This window comes from Niallia sp. FSL M8-0099 (genome assembly GCF_038006945.1).
Classification (GTDB): Bacteria; Bacillota; Bacilli; order Bacillales; family Cytobacillaceae; genus Niallia; species Niallia circulans.
In genome coordinates this window covers 1,580,850-1,592,798 of record NZ_JBBOWF010000001.1, presented here as the reverse complement: position 1 = coordinate 1,592,798, position 11,949 = coordinate 1,580,850, and the positions used below count along the sequence as shown (strand labels likewise).

14 protein-coding genes are annotated in these 11,949 nt (G+C 32.9%); 4 read left to right on the top strand and 10 right to left on the bottom strand.

Features of this window, described 5'->3' with window-relative positions:
• Positions 1-9 precede the first annotated feature (9 nt).
• Both NSQ92_RS07415 and NSQ92_RS07410 read left to right on the top strand, forming a co-directional pair.
• A complete protein-coding gene (locus NSQ92_RS07415; protein ID WP_095257527.1) occupies positions 10-1,524 on the top strand; it encodes an ABC transporter permease in 1,515 nt (504 codons plus the stop codon).
• Positions 1,525-1,553: 29 nt separating this feature from the next.
• Complete coding sequence (locus NSQ92_RS07410; RefSeq protein ID WP_341152513.1) at positions 1,554-3,356, top strand: ABC transporter substrate-binding protein; 1,803 nt, start codon at positions 1,554-1,556, stop codon at positions 3,354-3,356.
• A 247-nt stretch (positions 3,357-3,603) separates the two neighbouring features.
• On the opposite strand, the gene psiE is transcribed toward NSQ92_RS07410, so the two are convergent.
• Positions 3,604-4,032, bottom strand: coding sequence for a phosphate-starvation-inducible protein PsiE (gene psiE / locus NSQ92_RS07405; RefSeq protein WP_047940088.1), 429 nt, complete (start codon positions 4,030-4,032; stop codon positions 3,604-3,606).
• A 450-nt stretch (positions 4,033-4,482) separates the two neighbouring features.
• Between psiE and NSQ92_RS07400 the strand changes: the two genes are divergently transcribed.
• Together NSQ92_RS07400 and NSQ92_RS07395 are read left to right on the top strand one after the other, a co-directional pair.
• Complete coding sequence (locus tag NSQ92_RS07400) at positions 4,483-5,082, top strand: DedA family protein (RefSeq protein WP_047940087.1); 600 nt, start codon at positions 4,483-4,485, stop codon at positions 5,080-5,082.
• 195 nt (positions 5,083-5,277) lie between these two features.
• Positions 5,278-5,418 carry a hypothetical protein gene (locus NSQ92_RS07395; RefSeq protein WP_156485381.1) on the top strand — a complete coding sequence of 47 codons (141 nt, stop codon included), beginning with the start codon at positions 5,278-5,280 and terminating at the stop codon, positions 5,416-5,418.
• 78 nt (positions 5,419-5,496) lie between these two features.
• Here NSQ92_RS07395 and NSQ92_RS07390 read toward each other — a convergent pair whose 3' ends face one another.
• The 9 genes from NSQ92_RS07390 to NSQ92_RS07350 all read right to left on the bottom strand — a co-directional run bounded on the left by NSQ92_RS07390 (position 5,497) and on the right by NSQ92_RS07350 (position 11,926).
• On the bottom strand, positions 5,497-6,276 hold the full coding sequence (locus tag NSQ92_RS07390; RefSeq protein WP_047940280.1) for an EcsC family protein: 780 nt from the start codon (positions 6,274-6,276) through the stop codon (positions 5,497-5,499).
• Positions 6,277-6,792: 516 nt separating this feature from the next.
• A complete protein-coding gene (locus NSQ92_RS07385; RefSeq protein WP_082138210.1) occupies positions 6,793-7,323 on the bottom strand; it encodes a hypothetical protein in 531 nt (176 codons plus the stop codon).
• A 601-nt stretch (positions 7,324-7,924) separates the two neighbouring features.
• Positions 7,925-8,095 (bottom strand): sporulation protein Cse60, encoded by a 171-nt coding sequence (locus tag NSQ92_RS07380; protein WP_082138201.1) that lies wholly within the window; start codon positions 8,093-8,095, stop codon positions 7,925-7,927.
• A gap of 20 nt (positions 8,096-8,115) precedes the next feature.
• Positions 8,116-8,667, bottom strand: coding sequence for a hypothetical protein (locus NSQ92_RS07375; RefSeq protein ID WP_341152512.1), 552 nt, complete (start codon positions 8,665-8,667; stop codon positions 8,116-8,118).
• A gap of 355 nt (positions 8,668-9,022) precedes the next feature.
• Positions 9,023-9,361 (bottom strand): hypothetical protein, encoded by a 339-nt coding sequence (locus NSQ92_RS07370; protein WP_047940084.1) that lies wholly within the window; start codon positions 9,359-9,361, stop codon positions 9,023-9,025.
• Positions 9,362-9,459: 98 nt separating this feature from the next.
• Positions 9,460-9,582 (bottom strand): hypothetical protein, encoded by a 123-nt coding sequence (locus tag NSQ92_RS07365; RefSeq protein WP_268874790.1) that lies wholly within the window; start codon positions 9,580-9,582, stop codon positions 9,460-9,462.
• A gap of 11 nt (positions 9,583-9,593) precedes the next feature.
• Entirely contained in the window at positions 9,594-10,028 is a 435-nt protein-coding gene (locus tag NSQ92_RS07360) for a hypothetical protein (protein WP_047940083.1), read from the bottom strand.
• Between the two features lie 235 nt (positions 10,029-10,263).
• Positions 10,264-10,752, bottom strand: coding sequence for a hypothetical protein (locus NSQ92_RS07355; RefSeq protein ID WP_061796629.1), 489 nt, complete (start codon positions 10,750-10,752; stop codon positions 10,264-10,266).
• Positions 10,753-11,023: 271 nt separating this feature from the next.
• The gene (locus tag NSQ92_RS07350) at positions 11,024-11,926 is read right to left on the bottom strand and encodes a DUF1919 domain-containing protein (protein WP_047940082.1); all 903 of its coding nucleotides are present in this window, start codon (positions 11,924-11,926) and stop codon (positions 11,024-11,026) included.
• Between the last annotated feature and the right edge of the window lie 23 nt (positions 11,927-11,949).

The window sequence follows — 11,949 nt, the reverse complement described above, 5'->3', positions numbered from 1 at the left end:
GGTGTTACGATGTCTAATACTACGGTAGATACACCACATTACCGAAGAAAACAAGCACAGAAAGTACCTTTAGAATATTCACAAGCAGTTTTTTCCTTAATCGTTTCTCTTATTCTGACCATCATTTTCTTAATTAATGGCTTTGATTATTCATCAGCTGTGATTAAACCATTTTTCTTAAGTGCATTTGCTGCCTATCTATTCGTATCAATCATACAGGTATTGATTACATGGAAGATTAAACAAAACCTGAAGCAGTTTGGCTCTATTCAAAAATCAACAAGAAAATGGGGATATTTTCAGTTATTAAGTGTACTGGTTGGGAATGTATTTACTGCTTCATCCGGACTATTACTAATTAAAGAAAACAAATCAATTGACTATATATTTGCTGTTTACATGCTACTAACACAGTTTTTTGTGATTGCTGTTTCTGCTTTAAATTTGTTTAAACCATATGTTGCAGATACGTTTTTACTAGGCATGTATATTCTCATTGCGATTTCTTTTTTTTATCTTTACGTCTTTTATTTTCTATTCAAAAAAGACAGAAGTACTTTAAACGCTACAAAAGTTATCGTACTTTCTTTAATCTTGTTCCTTACTGCACTATCAGGGAACTTATTTGCCCTTCTTTTAGGAATAAATTTCTTGCGTGATTTAAGAAAAGAAAAACAATCTGGGAAAGCTGGATGGAATACAACGTGGAGGAAAATAACCAATAATGCTTCTGCCATGCTTGGCCTATTCTTTATTATTTTTCTGTTTGCTTTATCTATATGCAGTTATCTGACATTCGATAAAGATATGGCAATGGAGAATAATTACGGTGCCATCCTTCAGACACCCAGTCTTGCCTATCCTTTAGGTACAGATGATTTTGGTAGAGACCTTTTTTCTAGAATTATTTTTGGAGCAAGAATTTCATTAACTGTAGGGTTTCTATCTACTATTATTCCATTATTTGTCGGTGGGTTCTTAGGTGCCTTAGCTGGTTATTATGGTAATCGAGCAGATAACGTAATCATGAGACTATTGGATGTATTGTACGCTATTCCTGGTATTTTACTTGCAATTGTCATTATTGCCGCATTCGGTTCGAACACTATTACCCTCATTATCGCTTTAAGTGTTGGATCTATCCCAACATATGCACGCACGATGAGAGCAAATATTCTCATGATTACGAATCTCGAATATATTGAATCCGCAAGAGCATTGGGAGCAAATAATTTTACCATCCTGTTTAGGCACGCAGTTCCAAACTCGCTTGCACCGATGATTGTTAAGTCAACCCTTACTATTGGCAGTGCTGTGATAGCTACAAGCAGTTTAAGCTATCTTGGATTAGGGGTTGAACCGCATATTCCAGAATGGGGGAATATTCTAAAAATCGGGAGTGCCTATCTTGAATCCCATTCCTATCTTGCCATTTATCCTGGATTATGCATCATAGCCTTAGTCCTTTCCTTCAATTTTTTGGGAGACGGTCTTCGAGATGCATTGGATCCTAAGTTAGATTAATAAAAAAATATATTTAGGGGGAATTTTGCATGAAAAAGAGTTTATTAGCCTTCTTGCTTGTCTTTGTTTTAGTCGCGGCAGGATGTGTCAATACGAAATCAAGTGTTGAGGAAGACAAAAGGAATGATGGGAAAACAAGTGCAAAACCTACCATTGAAATCTTGGGCAGCAGCACAAGTGAGTCTGACATCAATATTTTAAGAGATCAATTAATAAAAAATGGATTTGATGTTAAATTAAATCTTCAACCAGACTATGCGAGCTTCAAAGCGCAACAAGATGCTGGAAATTATGATGTTGCGGTATCTAGCTGGACGACTGTAACAGGTAACCCAGATTATGCAGTACGCTCCCTCTTTAAAACAGGCGGAGATTATAGTATTTTAGCAGATGAAGACATTGATACTTTAATTGATAAGGCAAGTACGCAATCACCGGATCAATATAAAGAAACATATAAGGAATTAGAACAAAAACTAGTATTTGATAAAGCTTATATCGCTCCTTTATACATTTCTTATAAAGCCCAAGGAGTAAATAAAGAAGTCTTGGATCCAGCAACTGTTCGACTTGCAAAATCTAGAGCAATCGCTTGGGAAACAATTGACTTTAAAGATACTTCCAAACGAAATACAGATCCATTAATTGTTCAACAGGCTATTTCTACACTGACCTCTCTTGATCCGATTAAAGGAAATGATGGATCTATTAATACATTAAACACAAATATGTATGTCCGTTTAATTAATTTAACAGATGACGACCAAGTCACTGCGGAAGGATCTCTATCTCATAATTACAGTATCGCTGATGGAAATTCTGAATATTACTTCTTACTAAGAGATGATATTAACTTTGCACAAATCAAAGACAAGAAAGCTGTTGATACTGGAGAAAGAGTTGGTGCAGACGATGTTATCTTCTCACTTGACCGCGCCAAAGACAAAAATTCTGTTCCTGATCACCGTACATACAGCCTTCATGAACATATAAAAACAACGGAGCTTGTGACAGATTTAGCAGAATTAAATGCGAAAGAAGCTGGAAGCGGCACAACCATAAAAGCAGCACTAGAAAAAAATCTTGACAAGGAAATTACGGAATTAGTCTCTGATAAAAAAGATGCAAATAATAAGGAAGGCAAATATCAAGTAGTTAAAGTCACTACTACTGAGCCATTCCCCCAAGTTTTAAATTATTTAGCCCATCAATCTGCAGGTATCGTTTCGAAGAAACAAGTAGAAAGTATTAATACGTATGATGTAGCTTCCTTTGACATTAATAAAGACATTCCTTATGGGGATCAAAATACAGTAACTGAAGGCGACAAATATAATAATACATTATTTGCTAGCGGTCCCTATATTCTTTCTTATAAAAATGATTACGAAGCAGTATTCTTAAAGAATCCAGCATACCAAAAAGGTACCGATTTTGAGCCGAAAATTTCTACTGTTCAAGTACGCTTTATAGCAGATGCTGATAGCGCCCTTTCTTCTTTACGAAATGGGGAAATTCACCTTTTCAATGGAGTACCTGAAACGAAATATAATCTAGTGGAAGAAGATAGCAAGCTTACCCTGCAACGCCAAGAAAGTAACGGTGTAACCTACTTATTATTCAATACGAAAAATAGAGAAGTAGCGAATAGTGATGATTTAAGAAAAGCAGTATTGTATTCTATTAATCAAGACGATTTTATTAACTATTATCAAGGCAATAAAATTAAAGCAGTTTCAACCGTAAGTCCATTAGTAGAGACTGGCAATGAGTTAAACGCCGATGCTGATAAAGTAAAAGAGTATTTAAAAAAGTACAACGAAGGTAAATAACTATTCCTCTCTCTATCCTATCTTTTAGTTAGGATGGAGAGAGTTTCCCACCAAAAACCAAATTCTCATCCATTTTTTCTATAGATATTCTTCTAATTAACTTTAGATGGTGTTCTCTCCTATTTATGAGTAAAAATGCTCCCCCTAACCTTTTTTGCAAAGGTATTGTGAATCAAGAAGCTTAGCATATTATCCATCACCATTTTTTGATTAAAGAATTACTTCCTTTATTTTTTCAAAAGTATTACTAATAATCTCTCTTGAGAATTCTTAAATTCGTTAATAATAATGAAATAATCAAAATAAGAATAGCCAATGCCCACCAGAAGGCATTAATGGGCGCATCATGCTCCACAATAATTAATCTTACTATAGCTGTAATACCAATATAAATGAGATAGCGTAATGGAAAATGAAAATGCGAATCAAAATACTTGATTATTAAAGCTATAAATTCGAAGTATAAGAAGAAAGTAAGCAGTTCCTCAGTAAATAAATAATAATCTCTTTCATCCTCTGTTACAAAAGCGACATAGGAAAAGATAAACCATGTTTCTTTTATAAGAAGAAAACTCAATGTTATCCCTATAAGAAACAAACAGCTATTCAATAATGCTTGTAAAAATATAGGCAGTTGCGTAAAAAACTTGATTAGATTAGCTCTAACACTTTGCATCCATCTAGCTCCTTTTATTAGGTATGTTATCTATTTAATATGAGCCATATTTTTATTATTAACCATTAAAAAGGAGGGTTTTTAATACTTCTCATTTACATCATCTTATTCCAAATCTATGCTCCTAAACAGGCTATCGCTAATATAAATCCCCTTTCTTAATGACGTATTATGCTGTAAATCTTTCCTCTCACCATACCTCTGTCTTCGGACCTTTCGTTAAAACTTTATTTTTTGACATTAACAATAGCAATTTTGAGATAACTGTTTCTCACTCTTCTTTGCTATGTTAAATCCCATTCGACAGGTTTACAATTGTATAGTATAATTTTCCTTTATTGGTATGAAAACAATAACACTTAATCTATAACGTAAAGGACTTACTTTCGCCTTACATATAAAGATATAGTCTGAATTCTGCGTTATCATAAATAATAGGAGGAGATTTCCATAGAAGACTTGATTTTACAAATGATAGAGGCCTTTAAAGGACTTTCGTATTTTGGTATTATGCTTGCATTAACTTTTGAATTTGTTCCAGCAGAACTGGTACTACCTTTAGCTGGCTATTGGGTATATGAAGGAGATATGAATTTATATGGGGCTATTTTTGCAGGTTCGATCGGCGGTGTATTGGGACCACTCACTTTATATGCATTAGGCCGTTATGGCGGAAGAGCAGCAATTATGAAGTTCAAGAAATTTTTTCTCTTAAAGGATGAACATATTACTAAATCGGATCAATTTTTTGAAAAATATGGTGGAAGTATCGCCTTTTTAGGACGATTCATTCCGTTAGTCCGAACGGCTATTTCGATTCCTTGTGGAATGGCCAAAATGAATATATGGAAATTTATCATATATACTTATTTAGCCATGCTTCCCATTACAGCGATGTATGTCTATTTGGGCTATAAATTAGGACCTCAATGGAAAAAAGCGGGCGAAGTATTTGGTCAATATACGAACTATTTATTAATCCCTATCGCAATATTTATTATTATTTGGCTGTTTGTAAAAAGGAAAAAGATGAAGGTGAAGGTACAGTAGTTGAAAAGAGACTAGCCCCAGCATGTATTTAAAACATACTGGAGCTAGTTTCTTTTTTCCTGTAATAATAGATAAAGTGAATAGTAGCAATACCTCTTTGCTCGCTATCGAGATTACTGCTAAAATCGGAAATGGAAAATTTACCTGTCATTGGATTTTTATTTTTACCCATCCTATTAAATGGAGGTGGTAAAGATGAAAAAGGAAATTCCAGTTGAGTTTACGGGAAAGGTTCTCGATCAACGAAATAATCTTACTGGTCCAGATGATTCAGGAAAAGCTTCCTATCCAAAAAGGCCAAAACATGTATCCATCCAAGAATCGAAAAGAAAATAATTCAAAATCTGCCCTCTGTCCCATCAAGGGGGCTTTTCTATTGCCTCTCCTCCCCTATATTTCTAACTGTCCAGCGATTTAGCTTATCCTTTCCAATATTCTCCGTTTTTGATAAAGCATATTTGCAACTTCTCCTACCTCTTTTATGGCCGCTTTATTCGTATAGGCACCAAAAATCATTCCGGCTACTGGTATCATTTGAAAAAGTTTTTTCCATCCAAAATTATCCCGATAAGAAGCAAACACCTCTCTCCACCCTTGCAGCTGTGCGAAACCTTCCTCCTTAGAGGCATTGGTCAATTCATTTAAAATGGCTCTTTTTCCAACTATATCAGAAGACGTAAATTGCATACATTTAATCATAAATATTCGCTCTTCCTTATCTGAAGGGTCGTAACCATATGCTAATGCTACTTCTTGGATGGTTTTTAATGTAATTCCAAAGATAAGGGGGATATCAATAGCTAGTGTAAAAATACCGCCAAAACCAGTAGTAGCCCCTTGAAGTTGGGCATTTTTCGCACGATTTTTGATAAAGGCTTCTGCTGTCTGTTCCATAGAATCAATCGGAAAATATTTTATATCTTCCAATTTCACATCTTCCTTTAACGATAATTCTTTTTTAACTTTATACAATGTTTTCTCATTATCCACTAGATACTGTCCGCCATTATCAATATATACGGCAATTTCATCTAATAGTATATGTATTTTCTCTTGGATGTATGTCGGTGTCAATTTATCCAACAGCACAAATGGGAGTCTTCCAATTTTTTCCCAAAAGAACAAACCTTTTTGGTTTTTCTCCCACTTTTCTATATTCTTTAATTTCTTTCTAAGCAGCTTTTGATTTTCCATTTCTTTATTTTTGTTTAACTGTTCCATTTTTTTCTCCCATTTTTCGAATTATCTTTAAATGCTTAATGAATTGAAATGACGAGATATGATTCCACTCGATTTTTAAGATACTCATTTATACGAGTTTTCATATAAAAAAGATTCATTAAAAAGGCCGTTATTCTACTCGCTGCTCATGCACTCTTCTATCGTACTAGGGAGTCTATTGCTCACTATATGAATCAATAATGCTAGCGCATATAGAGATTGGCATAGATATAAAATAGTATACCAACGATTCCATTCATTATAATTAACATATCCCCAATATAAAGTTAATGTCGTATTAGCAACGAAAAAACACCCAGAATATAAAATAAATCATAAATTTGTTTTTTTCTATTGGCATAAAATTCACATACACAATGTCAATAGAAGCAGGCAGTGTTATTTGTATGATTAAATCATACAATATTACTTTATAGCAAGACGATCGTCCAATTCGAATTTAATCTTTTTTCTATCCTTTGGTATTCCCTATTCCGTAATCACTTCAATATCCTCATGCGTAGGTTTTTCCGTTGTATAAGTAATCCAATAGGTATATTCTCTTGAAAAATCATCAGTAAAATGCTCTAGATAGGTTACTGCTTTGGCCGATTCACCCAGCACCTTTACCTCTTTAACAGTTGTATTTCCTGTTGGCATCGTAAGAGTAACAGATGGTCCATCCTCGCGTTCAAATATCATAGAGCTATCAACAGATACTGTACGGTCCTCTGGTCCCGCTGCCCATTTTACTTTCCCTTCCTTATTCTTCAAAATGACTAAATCAGGATGATGCGTATTGCCGCTTTCATGTTTGTTTTTAAAAATAACATAAATGAAATCATCTTTGAGATCATAATCAATAACTTCTTTATCCCTTAAATGATGTTCTGCCATCACAGTAGTAATTTGTTCTTCAAGAGAACCAATATTAGCAGATTTCACATCAGTCTGTTTCCCTTCATTCGAACAACCGACCAAAATAACCAATATAAAAAAAGTTGCAAGGATTTTTTTCATAATTAAACAGCTCCAGACCTTTTTAATCGGGTTTGTATAAGAAAAAAGCTGCTCAATCACAACTCTTCCCTTATTATTTTTTATTAGTATCTGTGTAATTATCCATTAATTCAAGACAGGATCTAAACATTTAATTATCGCTTTTTTTAAATTCATCTTTCAGATTTTCTATAAATTCCTCGTTTAAATTATATCCTGAAATAATCATACATCTCCATTATGCCTTCTTTTTCCTTTATCCCTAATAGATGCTCTATTAAAATATAATCCTCACCTTCCCATCGATTTTGGGATATCGGTAATGCATGGAATTGCAGCTCTCCCTCGTTCTTCTTTAGAATTTCCATCTATGCTTTCAGCAATTTCACTTGGAAGTGTTTTTCTGCCAACTCTATATCTCTATTAGTTAAATTACTTAACGTATAGCTGCTCTCTTCTTCACTCCAAACATTCATCATAAATCCCCTTTTTAAAATTCGATTATTACAAGAAATTAAATATAATAGATAGGCATTATTATTGACGCTAAAAAAGCAAAATAACTTCTCCCCACTTTTCATGACAAGAAAAGCATCCCAGAAAGGATGCATTATTCGTAATCTTATGCTTTATATAAAATAACGGCTGTATAAATGCCCTCTTCTGTTATTGGTTCATTGTTCACAGCGAACTTAATATCGATTACTTCATGATTTCCCAATTCCTTTAACGCTTTATTTAAATGGTTCTCAAAATTTTTATCGTTCTCCGAAATAACTTTTGTCTGAATCATAAGATAGTACCTTCCTATTCCTAATTATTTCTTATATCCCTAGATAAATTACTATCCTCATCAATAATAAACGCAACAATCTTTCCGCTTCCCGAAAAATTCACTTGCCCCTTAACCTCATATTTTTCTATTGGAGAGCCATCGTCCTTTTTATAATCAATAATAGCCGTGTAATCATAGATATTTTGCTGTTTTTCCTTTTGGGCTACTTGAACGTCCTTTATCTTCATTTCACTGTTTTCTGGACTAGCTGCTATATAGCTTAATGCGTAGGTTCCTGTATACTTATCATACATTTCTTCGGTAAAAGATTCCTGATACTTCTTCTTTAAGTAAGAATCCAGGTCACTTGATGAGCTTGTATTTTCGTCATTCCCGATCATCGTGTAATTATTTGGATCTTCTAAAATGTCCCGAAGTTCTTTATTAGGCACTGTAAATGTTTCATTCAATACAGTTTCAAGTGTACTAATGTTTTTGTCTTTTGATTCCGCTTCAACCGAACAGCCCGCTAATGCTGCCACCATGACTATTAATAAAATAGAAGCACATTTACTAAAAAATTTATTCATTTTCTTCCTCCTCTCTCTAAAGGGATACGTTTGAATAATCAAAAAGTTTCAAATTAAAATAAAAGGTCTATACAAAAAACAGACTTTGCTGGTTTTTGAAATAGAGCTGGCCATTCAATTATAGTTAAAACCACGTCTACTTCTCTCTCTATATCCACATTAAGAGAACCATAATAGAAGATTCATACTTACATAATAACCCTATTAGGATTTGGAAAAGCTGAAATATTGGGCATAAAAATACCCTGCTTATTGAGCAGGGCGAAGGTGAGGGGAGTAACAGAACATCCCGCCACTCACTATAACGAACCATTTTTTTATCTGTATATTCATCGTTATTTGTTAAAACGAACTTTTACCACCAAAGAGGGAAGAATGGACCAAATCTTCTTATTCCAAAAAATGGGAATCCAATTAATCCAAACCTTCTAAATGGGAATATTAACCGACTATCCTCGCTTGTATGATGACCACTTACCAATAAGTATACATTTTCATCATCGTAACTATGCAGAATACCTTGGTGAACTTCTCCATCTCTTGTTTCTATTTGAATAAATTCAAATAAGTGCTTGTGACATTTAGGATGAAACTTGTGTTTATAATGATCATGATCCTTTTTATGGTGATGATGATGGTGATGGCTGGATAAATGATGACTTGAAGATTCCATTAAATCTCTATTATTTTCCATGGCATTAGCCTCCTCTTATAGATTCACTGTAGTGTATGCTCAAGTGAAAATAAGGTTCAACTTTTAGTTTGACCATTTAATAGATATTTAGAACCATATTACATAGCATCCGTTTTTTTATCTTTTGTAAAGAAAAATACAAATATTGTTATCGCCAAGGCAATTAAGAACTTACTGCCCATGGAATCATTTTTTATCGTTGGTAAATCTGTTAAGGCCATTTTTCTTCCCCCTATTTCATCCTTTTTAAAGCTTTTATAAATTCGTCATCTAAGAAATAATTATCGGAAACTATTGCATTAAACTCTTTCTGATTTTTCTTTAGAAATTTCGTAACTGGAACCACCTTTTCTCTCCCGAATAAAGGACCGCTTATACTTAAGGAAAACCGAGCATCAGAAGCCACAAAAAGACCTACAAGATTAATCTCGTCTTTTAAGATTAAGACAGCTATTATAATGTCGATTATATCCAATGTAAAATTACCAAGCGGGTTATCATTAATACTTTCCAACCTATTAGCTCCCGTTAACGGCCCGCCAACAGTTACCCCAAAATAGCCGGGGCCAAAATAAACCCGAGTTAAAGTTATTTGTCCTGTTAACAATAAAAAAGCTATGACAATATCAATCTCTCGTTGAATTTCCCTTATTGCATTTTCTTCCATAAAATCACATCCATTAGGGGGATTCCCCTATACATATATATGTATCAAACAAAAAAATGGGAATAGGAGATACTATAGAATCTAATTTGAATTTGAAATCTCACCCTGAATCAAATTTCAGCTCCATTTATATTACAGAGGATCATTTCTCGATAATATAAAAAGGGGGACGAATTTACGCTTAACTAAAAATACCCTACTCCGAAGAATAGGGCTTATAACAAAGATTTTATATTTAGCTGACTTTTATATCTTTTATTAGTCTATAGTGAAAAGGTAAGAAAAAATAATAAATGATTATATATACAGGTATGCTATAAAGTAAACTCCATCCATTGTATCCCATAAATCCTGATATATGGCATGTCCACTCAATGAACAAAGACAATAACACAAATAATAGAGTTCGTTTCATACGATTATCTCTGTGCAATTTATTTAAAAACCATATCGCTAATGATGAGGGAATGATTGCGTATGTTAGCAGCTCCCCAATACCAGTAGATTCTGCTCTCCCAAAATCTACCCAATCTAAATATATTCCAAATACACTATTTGCAATCCAAGTAATAGCACCAATTACGCCATAAGTACAATAAATTTGCAGCCCATTCATTTTTTCCTTTGGCATAAATAATACAACCATTAATAATATTACTGCCCAAACAATAGGAACCCATATCCCTTTAGCATGAATGTCGAGGTTTTCAATAATTTTGTTCAAAACAATCACCACTTTTTTTGAATAGTTTAACTTACATTTATTTATTTTATACACATAGAAACTAAAAAATCCCCTGCTCAAATGAGCGGGGGACAGTAATATGGTAGTGCTTTTGGAATAGCTTACTCTGAAAAATAGGATTTGCAGGTAAACATTTTGTAAAACCAATTATTATATGTATATAATCCTGTGTTTACGAAATGGAGAAAACAAGTAATTTACTGTTCATAATGAGTGGAATTCTAATTTCGTTTTGGACATTGAACATCTTTTAGTTCAGTTTGATTCTCGAATTATTATTACTTCCTAGTAATAAATCGAAAACATCATAATACTTGTAATCTCCAGTGGCTAGACCATTAACTATTTCCCAAAAAGGTTTATTATTAAGCTCATCATTATTTTTGTAATGTATATTTATTAATGATTCTTCCGACGTTTCAAAAGGAACAAAACATACTTTCTTCTTATATGGTAATTCTATAAATTTATTTACTTCCTCCTCGTTTGTAGTATACATCATAACAAAAATGTTATCCCAATTAATTTTATTTTTACGACTCCTCCACTTACTAACTGCATGTTCCGTTGATGTATAATGATTAAAATGCAATATTACATCATTTAAATAAAAAACTGGATATTGTATTTTTAATTTTTCATCAAAGTTATATCTAGCAAATTCCAATTCAAAATTCAAATACTCTTTTGGATTATTTATTATTTTCAAATAATCTGTAGTACTTTCAAACATATTTATAAATGGAGATAAAAATTCCAATCCTAATCTATTATATGTTAGGCCGCCCCAACAGTTATTTGAAAAAATGGACAACTTTGATTTTTTTATTTGTACATATTTATTAATATCTAAATTTGCTAATCCAAATATTTTAATATTTATAATTTTATCCTCATTAATACCTATTGAAATGGCATCCCTTTTGATTGTGTTAAATGAAGACAAGCTAGCAACAATTAATAGGTCAAATTCTAAAGTTAGAAGTTCATCTGTAGATATGAATTTATAGCCATCTAGATATTGATATATAGACTGATTAGATGTTACACCCAAGATTTCAACATTTCCCAATAATTCATGATATCTAATAGAATTGATATATAAATCATATTCTATTCCTGTTCCCCATACTATACATTTATACTTTGACATAATAACCTTCCTTTTGTAATAAT